We start from the raw sequence: 24,638 nt of genomic DNA on the forward strand, positions 1-24,638 counted from the left end.
ATGAAAAGAAATCTTATTTTCATCCTAGTTTTTATTTTTCTGCTGAATAATTTTTCAGCGATAGATATTTTATTTTTTAATAATAGCACAATAGTAACTAATATAATAAAGGCGCAGTCCCCGATATTGAGCGTGTTTTCAATGTCTGTCCTGCCGATGAAAGTGTTTGAAGCACTTGCCGATAAACTTAATATTTCAAAGAAGCAAGGAAATAACCAGCCTGAAAATCAAACAGAGGAAAAGAGAAACTCCTCTTCGGACTATGCAATAATTTCTTCCGAAAAAGTATTTATTAAAGTCCTCAAAACAAAAATTCCCGACAATTTAAGTGTCATTTTTAACGGTTTAAACGAGATGTACCGCGCTTTTACGATTTGTGCAAGAGGAAGCCCCCCGGGAAAGCAGGTTAATTTTTTTATTTTACTTTTATTGCTGTATTTAATCTTGCTATCCAGAAGTAATCTTCCAAATAGCAGTGTAAGGATGATTTTTGTCAAAAATATGTCCCGGCTTTTGAAAAAAAGCCGGGTTTTTTATTTATGGGCGGGCAGTATTTTGAAATTTAATTTTAAAAAGGCCGTTGCTGTATTCACGGCGGCATGTTTTATGTTTTCTGTTGTTGGAGCTGATGTTTTGCGCGCGTCAACTGTTATAAGCGAAAGAAAAAAAGAAATATATGAAATAGAAAATTCCTTGGATAGCACAATAATTCCTGCATCTTTGGGAAGAGTAACTTCAGAAAAATGTTTTGAAAGCGATAGAGTGGTAATCAATATCCAGGATTTGCACTGCAACAGCGAAGTTCAAAGAAATATCAGCGGGATACTTAAGAATCTTGACGATAAATACGGCCTTCATAGAATCTTTGTTGAAGGAGCATCCGGGGAAGTGGATACATCATGGCTTTGCGGGCTTACGGACGCAAATTTCAAAAACAAAGCCATTGAAATATTGGTTAATCAGGGGAAATTGACCGGATCCGAATACTATTCGGTAATCAGCAATAAACCCAAGCTTCTTTATGGGCTTGAAAAAGAAGGCCCTTATAACGAAAATTTGAAAAGACTGAATAAAATAATTGATTGCCAGCCGATGTATGAAAAAATAATTAAAGAAATTCAGAAAGATTTGGATGAAATGAAGACAAATTATCTAAATCCCCAGCAGAAACGTCTTGAAAACATAGTGTCCAAATATCGGCAGGGAAAAATAGATTCCGGGAAATTTTACAAGTTAATTAATAAATATATTGATAAACTAAACAAAAACAAAGAAACATATGATATCGGCTCTATCAGTTTAAGTCAATATGAAAATATTAAGCTTTATCTGGATGCTTTAGAAATTGAGCGCGGCATAAATTACGGTGCCGTGTCTCAGGAACTACAGAAGTTTGTCCAAAATATAAAGCAAAAACTATCGTATTCAACTTACCGTGAAATTGCTGAAAAAACAAACAATTTTACAAAACTGGATGAAACATATACCTGCCTTTCTTACCTGTCCGAAAACAAAACATTTTCTGTAGAAAATGGGTCCCACAATCTCAGAGAATTTTTCAAGTATCTTAAAACAAGCAAAAAAATAAATCCTATAAGATTAATTAGAGAAGAAAACAATCTTATTTCCGAGATAAGAACCGGTTTTTCACAAAATATTACGGAGTATGAAATATCATTCCTTGCCGGAACATTTTGTTCGTTTGAAGACTATTTAAGAAATAAACTATCGTACGAAGAATATAAAAAATTCAAGGCAAATTTTGAAGAATTCAGGCTTCTTTGGCAAAAATATACGGGTGGAAATCAGCTAAAAGAATTGGAAAAAGACTTTGAATTATTAAATGCTTTTTATAATCTTAACGCAGAAAGGAATGAATATTTTATTGAAGCCATATTCAAAAAGAAGGTTAAAGTTGAGGTTAAGGTTAAGGAACAGCAAGACAACAAAAATGGAATAATTCAGGAGACACTTCCTAGTCGACCTTTGGGCTCTTCGCAGAAAGAATCAGATTCAAAAAAAGTCAGCTCGCAACTCAAAAAAGCAAAAGAAATAACAGTCGTTATTACGGGAGGTTTTCATAGCGAAGGGCTTGAAGAATTATTGTCAGATAATAAAATATCGCACATTACAATCACTCCTTGCGTTATAAAAGAAATAAAAACTTGCGAAAAGATTTACAAAGAGATTGCCAAAGAGCAGTTTAAAAATATTTCTGCCCAAGCTATAGCATTGAAGCTTCTGTCCCAAATGTCTCCTGAAACTAAATTTTCCGAATTAGTAAATGTAAAAATAATAAAAGCTATTGAAGAGGGTCAAAAAGCATTTGAAAAGTTGATGAAAGGGAACGAAAACAATATTGAAATGATTCTTGAAAATATGCAGGTAATATGGAACGCAAACAAAACTATTGCGGATAAAGAAGGTAAAATCAAAAGCGTTAAAAACCTAGGGATAAAGGACAGTGGATACCATTTTGCAATAGATTTCGGCACGGGAGAAACAGAATTTGCATATGTTCCGGGAGCTGTAAATCCTGTTCAATTGGTAATTGAATCAGCACAATTATCAAATAAAGCGGTTTCCGGAAAAGCAGATATACAGAAAATTTTGGAGCAAATGAAAGCAGGGCTTCAGGACAGAGAAATAAAATCTAAAAATGGAAAAATATTTAGACTAAAAATAAATGGAGATGATAAAATCGCGATTTTTATCTCGCTAATTGATGATAAAGGTCAGGAATCTTCCATAGTGTCACACGTAAGCTATACAGAAGATAATGAAATGAATATAAGCCTAGTTTTGGATGAAGTTGTCTTTGACCATGAAGCGAACGATTTAACTGGACAGTGGCTTGGAGGCCAAATTTTAGAATTCTGCAGTAATTATGTTCCGGCCGGCACCAAATTCAGTTTGGAAGTTGTAAATACCGAAACCATTCAAAAACTCATTAGAGGATATAAAACAAAAAGCTTTGCAGATATAGCAGAAATGACAAGCTTTTTCAAAGAACAAACGCCGATAGGAAAATTAATTTCGGGCAAATCCGGCCTCGGCGGCTTTGAGTTTGAGCAGAACTTCAAAATAATTAAAGATAAAAGCGAAATAAGCTCTTTTATTGATATGTTGGAAAAAGGATTACAAAAAAAAGAGGGATTTATTCTGCACGCCATAAAATTAGCTAGTGAAAACGAAGTTAGCGATAAAGAAGAAAAAATTGCGCAGTTCAGAGTAGCACTGCGACAGAGATTTTTTAGTATGGTTTGGATAAAGGACAGAGATGCGAGTGGAAAAAAACTCAGTTATTACGAAAAAGAAAAAATGTTAAAGGATTTTGAAGACGGATTGACAGAGAAATATAAAAATATTGTTAATAATCCTTCATCTTATGATAAGTGTTTTCAAGAAATGGTTGGAATCATAACGGCCTTTTATAAACTTCATTCAAGAGGATTCTTTTATCTTGATATTGATAAGCCGAAAGATATTGCAGATTTCCTTGAAAATAGAATTATCAAAGCAGAACCCCTATTTTCGATAAGTAGAATAAATAAAAGTGCAATGCAATTTAATGGGCTTGCGGGTTCCGGCGCCACAGCCGCGGTTTTAAAAATAATCTTAAAAGGGCATGAAGGACAAAAGCTGGTTGTGAAAACCATGTTCAATTATAAAGATGATAAAAATCAAAAATATTTCAAACGAGAAAGAAAAATATTGAAAAAGTTTCAAAATTTTCAGTGGGCAGTAAGATTGTATGACGATTTAACCGAAGAATTCTGCGTAGAAGGAGGGATTCTAAAAGGAATTGTAATGGAAGATATATCAGAAGGAATAGATCCGGAGCAATTCCCGGCAGGCGATTTTACAAATGAATATTTCAAGGAATTAATAGACGCATTATTGGCCATAATAAATTCCGGGCATAAGATTACGGAAGATTTTCAAAACGTTATATTAAACGGACATCCGAAAATCTATGATTTCGGCGCTTATGGTGAAATCAGAAGCGAAAATCAAAGAAACGAAAATATTGAAGAGGCAAACAAGATAGTTCGTTTCCTAACTCGGAAAAATATTACAGAATATCTGCAATCAACCCGAAATATTACCCTGACTAAAGAAGAGATTTCAATAATTGAAGAATTATTTATCAATGAGCCTCAAAAAATCACAATCAAAGAATTCTGTGACAGATACATTTCTCAAAAAGAAGCAATGCAAAAAAAGCCCCAAGCTTTGGGTGAAAACATTTCCTCGGACGATCAGGAAACTTCAGGCAAAAAGGGTGGTGAAATTAGGCCCAAGGATCTGAAACGTGCGGTCGCTGTTACGTATGGTATAGGTGCCGGTATAGGGATTGCAAATCTTCTTATTCAACTGGCTTTGGGTCAAGTGTTCGGAGTCGCCGGGCCAAAATATTTAGTTCCTTTTGATGGTATTGATGAAGAGGATGTTAGGCCTTCAGTTCCGAAATTTAATTACTATACTCCTCAAGAGTTTATGGGGGTGCGTAGAAGATACCCCGGCGGCCGATGGGAAATAAGGATTAATCCGGCAGTGTATAAAGTGCTGATATCGCTCCCTGTATTCATGCAAAGGGTCGTGCTTTCATATACGGGTATTGTGGGCCATGAGGCGTATCATTTAAACTTCAAAAATAGTGAAAAGATCAAGTACAATAGACATCAAGAAATACGTGCTTACGGTTTGGCTCAAGTTTTGCCTGCAAGTTCCGGAGTTGTAGTAAGTCTATTTTTGATTTATTGCTGCGGTATGGGGATCATAGGTTCGATTATTGCAGGTGTTTTAACATCCTTTATTGTTGTAAATTTGATCAGCGAAATATACGGCAATCATGTGATTAAAAGGGAACAATTTGAAAGATTGTTTACGCTCCCCGGCAATACAGGATTTGTTCTGCAAAATCAATGGAATGATGCAGCCGAGGCAGATGAGAAAAGGAAGGAACTTAAGGATCTGTTCGGCAAAAATAGTAAGAAAATAGAAAAATACCTTTTTGAACGTCCAACCCCCGAAAATGCAGTTTCACATGTTCAGAAAGAATATCAGGCTATGTTTGCCCTAATTTTCGAACTTTTGCCGAAAAACTGTGCTTTTTATACGTATGATGATTTTGAAGACAATTCGTTCGGTTCAATTTCATCTTCCGATAATAGCATTTTCCTTCACAGGTCTATATCCGCTAACCAGGCGGCTCTCTGGAAGTATATGCTTGAATTTCTTGCAGAAAAAAATCTTTTGAAAATTACTCTTAAAAATCAGGTTCTCATTATTGAAAGCAACGGGAAAACTATCGGAGAAATTAAGATATCTGATGAAGCGATCACATATACTAAGCATCAGGATTTTGCTGACTCAAAAGAAGATAGTTTGCCGTATCTTATCCATTTAATGTGTAGAGAGGTATTTGGTAAATACAGCGAAGATTTGAACTTATTTGAAAGTAAATATAAAGAAACACTTGAAAATTGTTCGCTTAATGAAGACCTGATATTGAATCCGTCGTTATCGCCGTATCCCGAGCTCTACAAGGAAACTAAGGAGATTTTTGAGGATCTGTGCTCAGCGGCAGGAATTGAGGGAGCAACCTTGTGGCTTCTGGATAACGAAGATATATCGGTGTTTGCCGTTCCGGGAATGAGAATTGCGGCCATTTCAGTAGGGACATTCAAGAAAATAAAACATCTGACAAAAGACGCCATCGCTTTCGCTCTCGCGCACGAAATACGCCATATTTCTCAAAAAGAACTTCTAAATATATCTCAGACAAAACATCGGATATCCCGGAAGGCCGCAAAAGAGACAGACGCGGATTATTTTGCGCTTTGCCTTATGAACAAGGCAAAATATAACGTGCTGGAAGCGACAAAATTATTTGAAAGTTTAAAGGATGAAGAAGAATTAGATGATACTCTGAAGATGATATTAGAACTTCGGGATGAACATGGCAGTGTTGAAAAAAGAATCAAGCATCTAAGGGATTTGATTAACGATACTAATTGGGGAAACACGTCAGAAATAAAATATTTTTCCAAAAGCGCCGCTGACTCACTGGATGAGAAAACACGACTCAATAAAATCATTAAGCTTGTTTCTGGAGTTCGCACGTTTAAGGAACTGAGCGACATACTTCTTCTCATTTCTACCGATTCAGGTCTTCAGGAATATGTGAATACTATTTTAGCGAGCGGGATTATGAATGTTTTCAAATCATTTGAACAAGATTTGCACTTAGAAAAGAGAATATCTGAGCATGACTTCAAGTTCAAATTTACATTAACGGATGGGTTTACCCTCTTGTTGATTCTGTTTGGTGATATGAAGTGGCAAAGCATTTTTAAAAACAATAAATATTACGCATTGCTAAAAACAATATTTGCTTCAAAAGGTTTCACGCGTATAAATATAGACTTTCAGACATTCATGAGTGAATATGAGCATACGTACGGCAAAATAATTTCGGATATCACGATCAATATATTACTGAACAATATATGTCAGACCTGGCTTTATATTTTTGGAGAAAACAAACAAGCAATGGAAATGGCAAGGAAATATATTAAAAAGAGAATCGCCAGATCTATGAGCCGGATAGAGGTGCAGCCGAAACAGCTTATAAAGTTCCCGCTGGCTAGTACCGCGGGAGCCATTTCACCGACAATTTTCCATAGTGATGACGCATACAAATGGTACCTTGATATGTGCATGGAAGAAATGCTGAAGAACAAACATTGGAACATCGCATATGTTACCGAGCTCATAAAACAATTGGACAATTTGAGCGAAACGGTCAAAGACGATTATTACACATTATATGGAAGTTTGCTGAAATTTTACGATAGAATAGTAAAAGTGCTGATAGAAAGCGGCGCATACAGCGATGAAGAACTCGCAAAACTGCTTTTTGATCATAGCTATCTCCTATACGCAGGTCACGAGTCCAATCCCTATGTAAATAGCAGAGCCTTCAAAGTCATATTCGATTTATACGGAAAGAATGGGCGGTATAAAGAACGCACTGAAGAGCTGTTGAAAAACATTTGGGATAAGTATTGCAGTTTCAGTATTTTATGGATCATGGCAGAAAAGTATTACGAAGAGTTCAAAAAAGGCAATTATGATTATCTGCATTTCCTTAAATTGGATGGCAATGAGCTCCTATACATTTATAAAACACTCGCAAAAAAACATAGAACGCGTCAGGAAAGGTACGAGATACTCGTTATATTAACTGATTATGCACAGAAGAAGAACATTGAGTTTATATATGATTCATACATGACCATGCGCGAGTTTAGAAATGCCCTTCCGGAAACAGATGGGGAGCTTATGGCGTGTATAGAAGAATTAATTGCGCGGGCAAAGAATACGTATCCCGGCATAGAAAAGGCTTTATCTTCTGTAGATCAGATCGGGAAGAAAGCGAAAGAAATTCTGATATGGATGCTGATGTTTGGATGCTATGATTTTACTAGACTGAACCTGTCCATTGAAGAAAAAGAGGTTTTGCTGGAAGTTTTAAGAACCATCTATGACAAGAAAACAGAAAGCAAAAACGGCTCTGCTGACCTGGAAGTTCCAGAAAAAAAGCTCCAGGAGCTGATTCTTGGTGAGAAGGACGGCTATTACCGTGAGTCAAACGAGCAGCGATTGCTCAGAGAACAGACCGATGTCGGGCTTGACCTGTTTCTGCGGAAAATAGGATATTCCGATAACGACCAGGTGCTTACAAACAAGGTGCAATTTCTAAAAACCGTGGCAGATATAAGAATGGGGGTATCCCGTTCTGCAAAGTTCAAAGGAAAAGTGAGCAATGAAAATAATTCAACTGGGGGGAGTGTAGCCGACTATAAAATTACAGAAGCATATGAAAATTATTTCAGGAAGTTGTTTGATTTGCCGTTTTACATAGAGCGTCCGGATGCATCACAAAATCGGAAACAATATTTCAAGGATGATGTGTTCGATTTCATATTCAAAACAGAAATGAGTTTTGAGGACTGTCTGGGCTATGTTAAAAGGTATCTTCCTCCGAGCGTAATCAGAAATCTTGTGCTCCTTGCACTGCTGCTTAAAGAGGCTGAGAAAATCTACCCGGATGAAAACGTATTTAATAATTTCTTAACCAGTACGCGAGTGCTTAATGATAAGGCAATAAAAGAAAAAGTGGGCATGGTGCTTCCGTTATTGGTGCCTGACAGCACATTGCTTGCAAATAATACGGTATTAATAGAACATCTTGTTGAGAAAGAGCGGCGAGGGAAGAAAAGTGGATTGGGCGGAGCAGACTCGTTTTCTGAGGAAATTAAAAATAAACGGGAAAGGGGGACTGCATCTGTCGCGGGTGTTCGAGAACGATGCAAAGTGTTCATTAAGACAATTTTTATAATTCTTACGAATTTCGTAAGGTATGTTATTTTGAAAGTTGACAGAAAATTATTTCCAAAGAGGTACTTAAAACAAGTTAGAAATATATTTGATCAGAGGAATGTCAGCGCAAAGTTTTTGGGGGAGAAGCGGCAGAATATCATTGCCAATGAAATAACTCCTTCGCTTTTTAAAGAAGAATTACTGCAAAAAAGAGGGTTGGACAAATTCATTATAAAAGCTTTTGCTGAAGAGCATAACATATCTCCGGACGGCATAGCAAACCTTTCACCAAAAATGCTCGCACAGTTTATCAACACGTATATAGTAGAAGAAAATCTTGCCACCAAAGAAATAATTGATCTTTCCGATATAAAGAACAGGAGCGAGCGAAATAGAGCCCAAGAGCTGTTGGATAAAATAAAAGTGAAAGTAGAAAAACCTGTTTCCTCAAATACACAGAATCCGCGACGATATATTGACAACATTGATCAGAAGATCAAATATGATCAATATATAGAACAGGTGAGAGAATTCAACGTTATTGTCCTAAAATCAATGTATCCTAAATCTATTCATATTTCATATCAAAAAGATGTGGTGGACACCGTTGTTGGTAATTACTTTATGGAGAATATTCTTCATGCGATGTATCAAATAATGTCTCCGAAAAGCATTCAGCGGCTTGCGACCGCGTATTTTGAGCGTAAAAGAAGGGAAAAGGGAATACAAAAAATTGATGCGCTCTATTTTGATTATAATCACCCAAATAAATTCGCACAGCCGGACGCGGTCCTGCCGGACGTCTTTTTTGGGGAAGAGATTATGGGCAACATTCAATCAGGTGTTGAATTTCTTAATAAAATTAGCTTTGTATGCTCTAAATTTGTAAATTCCCAGCCCGCGCGGGATAAATACCTTGAAATTATTTTTGAGCAGGAGTTAGCAAACATCAAAGTGAAAAGCGGCGAGGCCAGAGATAAGGACGGAATTCTTCAAGTTTGTGGTATGTTGGCGGCGGTGCGAGAGCAGTCTAAAATGTTTTATAATTCCTACTTTTCAGACCGGTATCTTTCCGAAGCGCTTTCAATAGATGTCGGGCTAAGTGAACTGAGCGCAGCCCTGGAAAATGAACAATTTACCCTGATGAAGGAAATAGGCATCATAGAACAATATTTCCCGGAGAAGAGCTATATTCGCGATGATATTTTAAAAAGTCTTTGGGAGAGCGTCCATGATTTTGAAGAAGCAAAAAAACTTCAGGCTATGATGTACGGAGACAGGCGCAACATGCTGGGTGATGTGAAAACTGAGAGAAAGGTTTTTTATGAAGAAAAATTTAAAATACTTTTTGAGGAACTTCCTCGAATGGATAAAAATGATTTTATGCTTTGGATTATAGGGATCAAAGAGAAACCCGTATTCATGAGACAATGGGAAGAAATGCTCGGCATTTCGTTTGACCAATTAAAGAATATATATCAGATGCCTCAGGGCTCGGCAAGATATAAGTTTGTAGGAGAAAGCGCCAGGAACTTGTTCATTGAAGAAATGTTTTTGGGAAGTCAAGGTATTCTAAAGGATAGTAAATTGTTTGAATATTTCATGAGCCAAATAGTTGAATACATTCTTAATAAGACTGATGTTGGAAAAACAGTTTCAAAGTCAGTTTTGCGCAAGATATCCAAGGCGGTGATAAAGGAGACCGATAATGATAAGAAGCTAGAGATCGTAAAAGCGCTTTCTCTGAATCTTTCGTCGGTATTCCAGGAAGGGCAGGGAAATGAATTTGATGTTATTGTAAAACTCATGGAGTCGCTAGGGATAATAGGAATCAAAATTGGCCAGATGATAGGATTTTCTAATGAGATAGATGTCTCGCCAGAGCTAAAGAATAAGTTCAAAAAATTGGGTTCATCGGCAGTCCCTTTGACCAAGCAGGTGGCATTTGAATCGTTAATAAACCTTGGCATGCAGGACAAAATCAAAAGCATCGATGAATCCCTAGGTTCGGCTTCAATAAAAATTGTGTTCGGCGCAACGCTTAATGACGGCAGAAAGGTAGCGCTCAAGATACTACGGCCAAAAGTTGCGCACGATCTAAAAAAAGACCTGAAAATGTTTAAGAAAGTGATTGCCAGGCTTAGGAAACAAGGGGTAAAGATTCCAAATGGTTTTGAAGATAGAGCCTCCTCCAATATAGAAGAAGACGCGGATTTTGAGAACGAAATCAAAAATTCCGCTCTGCTTGAGAGTCAGCTTAAAGAGATTAGTCAGGAACATACCTTTAAATTATCTTGTTCCGGGGCTCAGGTGCAATTTGCGCTTCCTGTGCTGTACGAAGGGTCAAATAATAAAATTTTGTTTTGCGAAAAAATATCAGGCCGAGATCTGAAAGACGAAGACGGGCTGATAAGCGATAAAATTCTTTCTCGGGAAGAGCTAAGCGAGCTTAAGGGCGTTATATTTGATTTTCTTATGATTCAGATGTTTGAAAAAGGGCTCTATCTGGGAGATCCTCATGGAGGCAATTTCAGAATTGTGAGAGAAGATGGTGTCATCAAGGTCTACCTAACGGATGTCGGGGCAATGGAAAAACTTGAAAAAGATGCTGAAAAATACAGGCGATTCCTCATCGGACTTGGCTGCATGAAAAGAAACATCAAAACGGCAGGGGAGTTTATTGATGAAGCCCTATTTTTTACCAGGGCAGGCCATCTGATTGAAAACAAAGGCGAAAAAGAACTGTTGAAGATAATGTTGCAAAAAATGCCCAAGGACGTTGCACCCTACGATACAACTGATATCGATTCGGCTGTAAAAAAGTTTGAAATTGATTTCATAAAAGATGTCATTAGCAAGAAAGTGCACAGGACATCAAAAAAAGAAAATAGTGTTAAACCCGATGCTAAAGAATTTTTAGCTGAAGACGAAGAAGCCGAAGAGGCCTTGGATGAGCCGGAATTGGCTCAAGGCCTTAAGTCCCTCGGCGAAAAACCGGAAGTGGTTGTTGCCAAGGCGGCGGCGAATGGGGTAGAGGTTGTTCTCGGCGGGGTCGTGATAAAAGTTGCCCAGTGGATTGCAGACAAGATAGTTGCTCTCGGCATCAAAAACCTTGAAGTTCCTAAAGATTTTTCAGATTATGATGGCTGGCTAAAACTAATCCAGGATAACGCAGTCACTCTTTCAGGGGTTATACAAGGCGCACATGAAAACATGTATGAAGACGAAAAGCATCTGGTTACCGGCGAAAAACTTAAACTGTATAAGACGAAAATAGAAAAGATAAAACAACTTCTTGAGGAAAACGGTTATCCCGGTTTTGATGTATTAGTAAGCGAGAATCCGAATTTAATTCATCCTGAAGGAGATGCCTATTCTTTAGCCACGTTCAATACTGACAAAAAGAAGATTATGGTTCATACGGCTTTTCTTGATCGTGCCCCGCCAGAAATGATCGAGGAATTAGTGAAACACGAAACAGGTGAAGACAATGCATTAAAAGGAAACGATCCAGGATTTGAAAAATACATATCGGATTTATCTGTTGAATCCCAGCAACCCATTGAAACCTACCGAAATCAAGGAATTTATCACAAATACCTGAAATCAATTAATGAGCAGGAAACTTTATTAAACTACTCTGAGGAAATTGCAGACGCGGAACGTAAGAAAAGAATTTCTAAAGAGTTAGGAAATTTTAAATCTTCATTGTCCCGTGTTAAAAATCCGGATGGTTCTTACACTTCTAAACCTTCGGCTGATATCTCACCGTTGGAATTAATAAAAAAGCTAATAATACAGGCAAGGGAAAACGGGCACGATGCAGTAGAAATATATACGGACGATTATTTTGGCTTTATGAAGTTTGACCAGCCCGCCGCTGAATTTAAGCAGGCCCATATAAAAATGTTTGACGAGATGATAGGCAAGGCTCAAGAAATAAAAAAGTTGGCATCTGAATTGGGGATAGAAATAAATGTTCATGCCCCGGCTTATCATTTTATCGAAAATGATCTTTCACGATACCTTGAACCTGCAAAAGATTTTGAGATATTTGAAAAAACCATTCAGTTTGCAAAAGCCTTAGAAGCAAAGACAATTATCATTCATCTTACAAATACAGATGAGGCAAGCCTTAACGGATTTATTAAGTTTGTAAAAGAAGCGGCAAAATCAGAAATAAAAGTGGGTATAGAAAATACAAACTATAATAAAGATAATGTGAAGGTAAAGGGCGATGCTGAATTTTATCCGAAAACGAAGCCGCATAATTACGAAGAGTTCACAAAAGCATTGCAATTTATTAATTCAAAATTACGGATAAGGGAAAGACAATATTTGGGTGTCACATTGGATTTAAATAAAGCATATAATTCGCAGATTGGGGATAAAGCCCAGACAGACGTAATAGAATATCTTACTAGGCTTAAAGAAAAGAATATAAACTTATTTAATATTCATTTAACGCAGCTTGACATAAATAATCCTAAAAGAAAGACTCCAATTTATAAAAATGGCCTTATATTAATGGTCTCATTTTTAAATGAGGTTATGAAATATTACGGAGCGAGTGTTTATATAAATCAGGAAATAAATGAAGGGATATTATCTCCGTTAAAGGCAGAAAAAAAACTCATATCCCTAGGGAAAAAGCCAAGGGTAGCTGTTGCCCGGGCGGCGGCAAAAAGCAAAGGTATTTCAGTTATACTTTTTGATATGCACGGCACATTATATGATGCTGAGATATTTAATAAGGCGATTAAAGATTCGCTTATTTTTGCCTATGCAAAAAAATACAATGCAACATTTGATGAAGCAGAATTTATTGTTAATAACAAAAGAAAGGAACTGACCCAAGATGGAAAGATCGCTTTAAGCGACAGCGCGTTGGCTCTTGATTTAAAAGTCAGCTGGGCGGAAAAAGATGCGGCAGAGGATGAGCATTTACCCTACGAGAAAATTAAAGAAAACAGAAAACTTCAAGAAGTTCTGATGAAGCTAAAAAAACAAGGCTATATCTTAGCTCTTGCGACTAATGCTGGTCCGAGCAGGGTTAATAAAATAATGGACAAGATAGGCATAAGGAAATATTTTGACTTCATTTATTCAAGAAATGATTTGAATGCTACAAAGCCGGATCCGAAGTTTTTTGAAAAAGTGTTAAGCCTTCTTGGCGAGAAGCCTCAGCAGATAATATATGTGGGAGATGAGCCAAAGAAAGACATCGTGCCTTCGGAAAATTTAGGAATATGGACTCTAAAGGCAAATGGACCTGAAGAGATAAATTGTATTTCAAAGAGGCTAGAGGAGATAAGCAAAGCGAAAAAGAAAGGCAGGCAGCAGCCATTGCCTATAAGCATTTTTGATTATTCGGGAGATATTGAAGATGTCGGGCCAATACTTGAAAAGAAGCAGGAGGGCGTAAAATACGAAGAATTTAAAATACGTATAAAAGCTTACAAAGCTACGCTTGAGATCTCGTATTCAGTGCCGTGTGTTCTTTTAACCTCGGAAACAAATATCTTAGCGCGTTTCTTTGCGAATGTTATTAAGAAGTACACTGAAGGACAGAATATAGATTCAGTAGAAATAATTACTAAAAATAAAAGTCTTTCTCGCATGACAAAAAGAGAAATTAAAAATATTAATGGAAAAGGGCAAAAAGTAAATGGCAAAGGCGTTTCTATTGTGCTTTTTGATGTTGACGGGACATTGTATAAATCTGAAAAATTTGCAAAGGCCATCAAAGATTCGTTGGTTTTAACTTATATGAATAAACAAAATGAATTAAGGAAAGATCATCCTGAATTAGGTAAAACTTTAACTTTTGAAGATGCAAAGGCTATTGTAGACAACAAGAGAAAGGAATTATCTCAAGACGGGAAAGTTACTGTAAGTGATAATAAGGTGTCTTTAGAGCTTGGTATAAGCTGGGCCGAAAAGGAAGCAGCAGAGCTTGAAAATTTGCCCTTTAATGCAATAGAACAAAACAAAAAATTGCAGAAAATCCTGAAAAAACTAAAAAAACAAGGCTATATCTTGGCTATTGCAACAAATTCCAGCACAAACAGGGCAAGAGAGGTATTAAAAAGGATAGGAATAGACAAAGATTATTTTGATTTTATTTTCACAAAAGAAAATTTGGAAGCGTTAAAGCCCGATAAGAAATTTTTTAAGAAGGCTATAGACCTTTTGATTGAAGAGCCCGATGAAATAATATATGTGGGAGATGAACCTAAAAAAGACATAGAGCCTTCCGAAAATTTAGGAATGTGGACTTTAAGGGCAGATGGCCCTGAAGGGATATACGGCATTTCAGAAAAACTTAAGGAAATAAAAAAAGCTAAAAAACACGGACGCCAGAAACCGTTGCCAATAAGCATTTTTGAGTATTCGGGAAATATTGAAAATGTTAGCCAATTGATAAGACATGAACAGGGGATTCTGCGGTATGAAGATGTTAATGTTATTATTGACACAGATAAGGGATTAATTCAATTTTCATTCTCGGTTCCAATTTATCTTTTATCTTGGGAAATAAATATTATAGCGCGATTTATTGCGGCTCATATAATGGAAAAGGCAGAAGGAGTAAATATTAATTTGGTGAAATTAGTGAGCGGACAAAAAAAGCTTAACAAAACAGTTGAAAACTTTATCAGAACTCATGCTTCAATTGATGACAATATTAAACGCTCTTCATTTGATATTAATAAGATTCTCGGCCTCGGGGATCGATTAGAGCCGGTTACTTTGGGAGAAGATATTGTAAGGATTGTTGCAAGGGCGGCGGCATTTGACGGCGGATTCGCGAAATGGCTTCAGGATAAATTCAGATTAACTGCTCAATTTTCCACAGAAGAAAGCTGGCTTGAAACTTTAAGCGGAAAATCAATTGAAGTTTATTTGGCTTTATTGGAATTATTTAAAAAAGGAGCAGTAACAGAAATACCTGAAAAAATAAAAATCATAATAAAAGAATTTATTGATGAAGCGGCGAAATGGTTAAATGTTGATCCTTCAATGATAGATATAGTGACTACAACAAATCCCGATTTAATAAGTAGAGATGCCTGGGGGCTTTCGGCTTTGCAAAAGAATGCTAACGGCAGGATTACCATTTATGTGCATCAGCTATTCTGGGAAGAACTAATAAATAAGTCCCAAAAGGTAAAAAAGAGATTAGTAGAAAAGCTTCTGAAACACGAACCCGGCGAATATCTAGCACTTATCGAGCCTGAAAAAGGGAATAAAATACATCAGCTTATTTATGACGGTTTTACGAATTATTTAATAGAAAAACTTAACACTCAAAAAACTCTAGTTAAAGACAATCGGTATAGAAACAGCAAAAATTTCCATGAATATCTCAAATATATTGAAGAAAAAAGCAAAAAAAAGAAGCCATTAACTGAGGCGGAAGAATTGTTAAACGGGCAAGGAGAACTCTTTTCTTTTGCTGAGGAAATTAAGGAGAAATATTCAAGTATTTTGGCAGAAAAAGAATATAACGATTTATGTTCAAAGGGGATGGTAGACAAAAAGTTTGTTTATAAGCATAAATTAAATACAGAACTTCTTGAAAAAATAGTTAGGAACGAAAAAGTTGATGATTTTGTAAGAATCTACGCTTTTGTTATTTTATCTTGTCCCAGATACTTCGTTGGCAGTAACGGCAAAACGTTTATTAATCAGAATTTTAGTTATTTCGGGCCCCGTCCGGTTCCACAGGAAAAACTTGTTGAACTTGCAAAATTACTAAAACCCGCAGCAATCAGTTTCATAAGTAAAGCTAATGATAGTAATGAAAATTGGCGGGACAGATTTGAAGAAATTATGTTTAGAAACGACCCCAGAATTTTAGAGCTTTCCGCTTACTCTACTGCTGTATTTCTCTCTTACATTTCTGATATGTTTTCTTTTGATAAACGTTTTGAGGATAATTTTCATTCCTTGCTAAGAGCTGTTACAGATACCAAGAAAGAAGCAATTAGAGGTGATTCTTGTGCGTGTTTTGAAGACGGCATTATAAAGTTAGATCTTTATAAAATGAAACAAAAAAATAAAGAGCCGGTTCTAATATTTCAAAGCATTGCCCATGAGATCGGGGAAGCCATATGGGATGTAGTTTATAATTATCCGGATAACGATACGAATCAAAGAATTGCCGAATATTTTGCAGATTTGAATATATTTATTTTTTCACATAACTGCGGTTTAGATAAAAAAGAAGATTTTATTGATAAACTTTTTAAAGGTATTAAATATTTCATGGATTACGATACTTTTCTAAAAGATAAAAATATTGCAAAAAACGTTCACCCTCAAAGCAGGGTATTCATAAGAATGCATTTAGATAAAGCAGGAGGAGCCGGAAAAATAGAATGGTTAAAACTCGCCAAAGCTGTATTAAAAACGGCTACGGATGAGGCAAATAAGTCTAAAGAGTTTTATAAAATTGCTATTTTATCGCTTGCAGATTACTTGGGTGTAAACAAAAGGACTGCAGAAGAATATATTTCGGGTATTTCAAAAATTATTTATTTGAAAGATGCCGAATTAAAAGCTAGCGAAATAATACCGTCTCCTGATATTGTAGAGAAGCTGATTTATGAGTCTCCTGATAGGCCGAAAGACACGTCTTTAAAAACAGCTTTTCTGGGTGAAAATATATTCTGGGTTTTTGCTCAAGCGGCAAGGCTGGGCAACCGATTTGTTTCAGAAACCATAAATAATTACTTGCTGTGTTTAATGGATATTCCGGAAAGCATCAATGAATGGTTTGAAGCACTTGAAAACAAATCAGTAAAAGATACCCCATTAATGCGCAGCTTGTTCAAATCTATTTTTAGCGCAGGCGCGGTTGAGAAAGTGGGCGAGGGACTGGAAGCATATACCGAGAGTTTGAAAAATGAATATTCATTACGCCTGAAAACATCAAAGCTAACAGTAAAAACAAGTAATAATCCTGCATTGATTGGCATAAAAGGCTGGGCGTTGGCCACATTAGGCAAACATACGGATGGAACATTTACCCCGTTAGAGAATACCGCTGACTCTCCTCAGCAGCTTGTAACTCAATCACAAGACGGCAATACAAATCTCTCATCCTCATTTGTTAGAAAACAGGGTTCTCTAACGGGGTTTACGTTGTATATCCATCAGGCGTTTTGGGATGCGCTTAAAGGTAAAACGCTTGCAGAGCAGGAAGAATTATTGAGAATTCTTTTTGACCAGGAAATTATTAAGCATCTCGCTTTAGAAGGGGAAGATCCGGAATTTGATATTTTTATCAAAGATAATATTTTGTCTAAATTAAATCTTCTGGAAATTCCGCAAGATATATCGCGCTATCGCACGGACGAAAACTTCGGTGAATATTCAAGAATAAAATATCCGAAGCACGAAAAGCTCCAAATATTTGGAAAAAAAATATCCCAAACATACTTTCAGGGACTGTATTTAAAAATGGCGCATATCTTATATAAATTATATTCAAAGAATGAAATATTTCCCCAAGATATTAAGGAGATATTTAAAGAAATTAAAGAAGAGTTAAATAGTTATGGTTTTAAAAATATAAATCAGCTAAATTTGTTAAAAGAAACTATCAACTGGGCAGGTTTTATTACAAAAGGCCTATATGGATTAGATAAATTGCTGAGAGAGAAGAAATATTCGCAGAAAAAAGTAGAAAAGATCGCCAAGAGATTATTTGCTGGCTTTTTAGGATACTATAAAAATGAATCATCCGAGCCGTCAGAGATAAAAGGAAGGCAAATAAAAAATATCAGAAAATACAATATTCCGCTGAATGAAATATTTAAGTTAATGGACAGCGGCAAGGATCTTTCCGGTTTAAAAACGCTGAAACAAAACCTAACAGCATCCAATAAGAACAAACCGCAAGCAAAAGCTCTGAGCGAAGAGCTTCCCTTATTGATTGCGAATGCGGTTTTAGGGTGCTTTTTGCCGGATTTTGTACCGCGGATTTGTGAAGCGATTGGGATTGAAGCTGATTCCCTTTACGCAAGTAAACCGATGGATTTGGCAAGTAAAATAGCAGATAATTCAGCATTGCTTGCTGATGCGCTTTTAGCTCTTTTCAAACGAGGTGCTATAAATAAAACGTTCACCAAAGAGGAAGAGCAATATATTAATGAGTATAAAACTGAAGCGGCTTTCAAGCTCTTTGGCATAAGGGACGGATCAAAAATAAAACTTGTTACAAGCAATAATCCTGCTCTTATTCAAGGAAAAGCTTGGGCTCATTCTACTATAGAGGTAGATGAAGTAAACGGCAACGCAACTATATATGTTCATCAGGCATTTTGGGAAGCATTAAAAAATAAAGCGCCGCCCGCGCAGCTTAATCAGCTTGTTCAAAAAGTATTATTGAAAATGCTTTTTGGTCACGAGCTGGACGAGGATTCAGCATTAAAAGGTGAAGACCCCGATTTTGAACAATTTATTGAACCGATTCTTAAAGAAAAAAACCTGCCGATAACGGAAGAAAACAAATCAAAATACCGCACTATTAAAAACTATCATGAATTTCTTAGATCAAAAAAGCCTGAAAAAGCAGTAATTTTAGATTTTGGGAAAAAAGCCGCCAAGGAGTATTACGACGGATTATATTTGAAAATGTTAAACATAGTCTGTCGGCTATTTATCAAAGATAAAGAATTGTCATCTGTAGATATTATGAGCGCGGTCAAAGAAATTGAAAATACAGTGCTTCAATATGGTTTTTATAACGTAGGAATGCTAGAACACTTTGGAGAAAGAATCGGTTGGTCAGAAGCCTTGTTAAAAACATTTTTGGACGGATATGTTGAATTGGCAATGCATTCTAAAGCGGATACTTATTTTCAGAAAAGTGCACAAGAATCAGTTCAAAAATTTTTCACACAACTCTTGAAATATTGTGCTATTAAATCGGCTGAGATGTTTGAAGTAAGAAAAGGGGAAATGTGGAATGTATATAGAAATCGGTTCGCTTTAAATAAAATTACGAAAATAACAGAAAAAGGAGATGAATTACTAATATTATTTAAGCGGATAGAAAGATTCCTAAAAAATGATGAAAGACAAAATCGGTGTGAAACTCTTCAAATAAATAAGGATTTTGTTTTTGAATTAGCGCGTGTTCTTATGCCAGATTCTTTAAGAGAACTTAGCGATGTAAAAGATAGCGATCACTGCGATTTGATATCGTATTTATTATCGGGATTATTAACCGAATTGCCTCTTAGTGAAGAAAAATATGAATTAGTCTGCTTGGATTTAAAAAATCGTACGGCAACAGGGGTTTTGCATAACAATAGGCTACTAGTTTTAGATTACGCGGCAGAACGTGTTTTTGAATTAAGCCTTAATGACTATACGGAAGAAAAAGAGCCTGAAGGAAAAAAATCGGTAATAAAACGCTATATGATCAGCAAAGTCCCGATCGAAGACAATTTTGTACAAATGAATTATAAAGAGATAAAAATTTATCCTTTTAGTACGGCAAAAAGTATTTATTTAGTTGAGCTTGGTGCTTTGTGCTTGAAGAAGGCAGAAATAACACATGAAAAAGTGTATTACGATCAGGCAGGCAAATATTTTGATGAGGCGATAGAAACAGATCCGAATTATCCTAACGCCTGGGAAAATAAGGGGCTTCTATTTGAGAAACTGGATAAATTGGATGAAGCGGCTGGCTGCTATAAGAAAGTGATAGAACTAGATCCTCCTAATAATAGGACGACAAGGGATAGGCTGACTAATGAAATAAAGAAAGCAGAAGAAAAGCAGGAAATTGAGCTTGAAGTGTTTGAAGGAATAATGAAACTGCAGGGATATGACAAAGAAGTATCGGATTTAAAACTCAGGGCGCAAAAACTGAAAATCAGGGTTTCCGATGATATATACATTGCAACTGCAATAGGAAATCGCGAGCTGATTGATGATTTATTAAAGAGAGAAAAGGATTTTGAGGCGGATAAGCAAGCATATAAATCAAAAAAAGGGCAAGAATTGGCAGTTGCTTATCTAAAGAGTTCGGGAGAAATACTTTCAGTAAGAAGGTTTAAACCAGAAAATGAGGAAGGTATTTTAAACCTTATTCATACGGAAACAAAGGAAGATTGGTCAGGCTTAGGGCTAAATTCTAGTTTATTGTATATCTTGTTTTTAATGTTTTGCAGGGATGATAACTTTAAAAAAGCTGTAACAACCTTTCTTACAGACAGTGATTCTTATAAAAGCGAGAAAGAACAACCAATTCCTGGAACGGGGTATGACTTCTATTACAGGCTAAAGAAATATGCGGGAAAAGAGGCCGTTAATTTAAGGGATCTCTATAAAGAGGGCAGATTTTCTGGCCGTTATGCTGAAATTTATTTTGACAAACTGAATTTAGATAGCATTAAAGAGCATTTGGCAAAGCACTTGAAAGAGTTAACTCATGAAAAAACAAGGCAGATTCAGTTTCAAATACTTGAAAAAAGATTACGAGCTGATATGTGGGTAGGCAATGTTGCAAGTGATTTCGGCAAACGCATTACAGAATTTATTGAAAAACTCAATCAAGATTTAAATATCTTAAATAAATCCAGCGATAAGGAATCTTTAAATAAGGCAAAAGAGATTGAGGAAATTAAAGAAAAATCAGAAAGTTTAAATAAAAAAGCAGAGCATTACTCTGAGCCTGAAGAATTTATTCTTTTCAGTAATGATGAAAGAATTCAAGAAGCTATGCGCAATGCTGCAGCAATATATATGCCCAAAGATGCAAGCTCCTATACAGAGAAATATTTGATTAATATAAGAAATGATAAAGGAAAAATAGTCTCAGCTATTTTATACAGACTTGATGAAGAAACCGATAAGAAAGCAAAGCAGACTCATTTATGCAGAATTTCAGTATCGTATGACTGGGATAATTTAGGGAACAATAAATTAAACAAATCAACAATAAGCGATGCCTTTATTAAAGTTCCGACAATTGAACTGGGGAAGATTTTCTTTGAAATATTGGAATCTATTGCCGGCGAGGGATCAGCCAAAGTAGTAAAAGAGAATAAATTAGAAAAGAATATAGAAATAAATCTAAATAAGCTTAATCTTGTCAATTTAGATGATTTTTCAATCATTGATAAACTGATTGAAATTGTTAATGAACTAGATGCTGATGCAATGTTGATTGATCATATAGATAAGATAAATAAGATTATTTATTTAGAAGTCAAAACTAATAAAGAATATACGATTCTTAAAATTCCCTATGCCGAATCCGTGGCTAATAAAAAGCTTACTGCCAAGGGGACCTATCAGGCCTACGGTGAACTCTACCCAGATAAAATCATTCGGGATCAAAACTTTGAAAATTGGTGGGAAAATCCGGCAAATGCAAAAGCGAAACGCGACTGCGAAATTAACTTTGCTCCAGTCAAAGAATATAAGGAGTCTACCAAAGATCCGATCGGATTTATTGTATCGCATGTTGACCTATCAGTAAAGGATAATCTTGGAGAAGATAATCTAAGAATACTTGCACTTCAGGGCCTTACCTTCAAAACCTATAAAAAATTCGCAGCCCGGACACCTGAAAAAACGATTGAATTATTGTCTAAAACCTTCAATAACGACAAGAGAGCAATAAATACTTTCCTTAAAACATTTTATCAACGCGCTCGGGTTGTTGACCAAATGATGCGGTTTGAAGAAATAGGGGAAAACATTGGGAAACCCGGACAAGTTAGGGAATACGGCCTATTCCGCGCAGCAATTAACGGTGTTATTTCGTTGATTATACGCTTAATGACTAGACTAAAAAAGAACGTTGTTTTGGCAGAAGAAGGAATAGAGCAGACAAGGATCAAGGCTGGGAACATTCTTTCCCACTGGTGGAATAACTTTATTAATAAAGCTCCGTTGCTTCAAAACGAAATAAAAGCAAAGAGAATCAAAACTATCGTTTTCAATAAAGCAGAGCTAATTAAACTAAACATCAGGATACCGGAAATTGAAGAATATAAGAAAGACAGAGAAAAAGCATTATGGGACAGATATGAAATTGAAAAAATTAAATGGGAAAAAGGCGAAACTCCGATCCCGCTTGCGCCAGGAATAGGGAATTTTTTGAAAGTTTTACAAGAAAAAAATAAACCTTGCATAATAACCAGTGGGGAAGAATTGGATAAACTGAAAACAAAAATCTCGGATATGAAATTGAAAAAATATTTCAAAAATGAAAACATTCATGGCTTCCCTGAAACTAAAGCCGAGGTGTTGAAAAATATAGCTGAACCCGGGACAAAGTTGATCATGTTTGGCGATGCGCCTTCGAATATGAAAGCGGCAAAGGATGCGGGGGCTGTAGCTGTAGGAATAGCGCATAACGAGAAAGGTGCGGCAAGGTTAAAAGAAGCCGGTGCTGATATAATTGTTCTAGGCGGCTTTATAGAGTTGACGGAGATTCTGGAAGGAAAAAAGCCATTGGAAAATAACGGGAACGTCATAGTCATAAACAAAATATATGATCTTAACGCGGACAAATACGTGTTTGATTGGGATGGGACGATTTCTGATGCATTTTGGTTTTGGCCGGAAGTAGAAGGGGAACAGATTGCGGGTTATATTTGTTCTAAAGATGAAAATAACAAAGCTATTTGGGAAAAGGCAAAGTTATGGGCAGCTGAGTTTGGGCGAACATCCTTTTGGCAAAGTCCAACACCGCTGACTCTGGACAATAAATACGAGATACTAATAACTGGTTTAAAAGAATTGCAGTCAAATGTGTTGAGCCTTAAAATAAAAGACTTTTTTAAGAAATATCTTGAAAATTTCAACATTAAAAATATCAAATATTTGTCCTTTTTCTCTCATTTCCAAATTTTTAGGATAGTCTGTTCTATATCCAGATTATTGAAGTACGGAAAGATTGATGTCGGAGATGCCAGTGATTTCATATTATTACTTCACAATTTAATGATGATTGCTAAGCAGGATATGGCCAAAATCGTGAATTATATCATAAGAAATTTATCTAGAATAAATGAACAAGTAGGCTTAAAACCATATATGATTTCTCTTCTGGATAATTTCGGCAAGAGTAAATCCGTTTTATATAAATTAGAAGATCTTCCTTTGAAATTCTTTTTATCGTTAAGGAAACAAAAGATTGTACTTAAAGATATTAAATCAATAAATGTTATTTTGACTGCTAAATTAGAAGGGCGGGGTGATATTCCCAATGCTTTTGATTTAGCATCAGGTATAACGGAAATGTTCCCTGATAAGGATATCACTCTCACTTTCTTTGAAGAAAACACATATAAATTATTTGCAAAAGATTTCCAGATGAAAATTCCAAATCTTAGAATCGCACACGGTCTAGATACGGACAAAGCAAAGGATTGCGATTTGATTATATTTATTACCATTCCTTGGACTTACATACACGGAATTAATCCCCTTGAAACAAATCTGAAAGGGAGAAAAGCGACTTTTTATATTCCATGTTTTGACTGGTGGCACATGAGCAACGGAGCATTTATTGACAAAAGAGATAATCAAATCACTCTGCATATGTTTCTCAAATCAGGATTTTCGCCGGGAACGAACGGGTTGATATTTGATTCAATTAATATTTCTGCTACAAAACAGCAGCTCGTTGATAAATTATATCGCAAATTACACAGAACAAAGAGAATACAAGATATTAAAAGTATGATCATAAACAGTAAATGGATGTTCGCTTATTCAAGTTCAAGCAGGGAGATTTATTACAAGATTTTATCTCTGGCTAAATCTGTTAAAGACGAACAAATTTCTATATTTATGCCATTAGATTATCAAAAGGATAAAGAGATTATCTCCTTTATAAAAAATAGTGAAGACATGTTGTATTTTAGTAAGAATATAAAAGATAGCGCCAAAGTTAAAGACATAAGCAAAATAAAATTAATCATAATAAATACAAAAACTTTCGATCTGCATCGTAAGATTATTCTGGCATTATTGGGAAATAGCGATTTCCCGGTATTTGTATCCGGCAACGTAAGCCTTTCCGAGGCTATTAAGCGCAAAATTCCTTTTATTTACATGAAAACAAATTTCCATACGAAAGTTTCTGCTGAAGCTATGAAATATTCTTTTTCGGATATATTGCCTATTGATAAAAGCAAAGTATTAAAAAATTCTTTTGAGATTATAGACAACTATCTTGAAGGCAATACAAATACTATACCTGCGGAATT

The 24,638-nt window shown here is 35.8% G+C and carries 1 protein-coding gene (cut by a window edge); it reads left to right on the forward strand.

Translation table 11 applies throughout. From position 1 onward, the window contains the following. Positions 1–24,638, forward strand: the 5' portion of a protein-coding gene (locus tag NT145_07940; GenBank protein ID MCX5782611.1) for an HAD-IA family hydrolase. 2,923 nt of this gene lie beyond the right edge of the window; 24,638 of the gene's 27,561 nt are visible here — the first part of the coding sequence; the start codon lies at positions 1–3; the stop codon falls past the right edge of the window.

This window comes from Elusimicrobiota bacterium (assembly GCA_026388075.1).
Taxonomy (GTDB): Bacteria; Elusimicrobiota; Endomicrobiia; order Endomicrobiales; family JAPLKN01; genus JAPLKN01.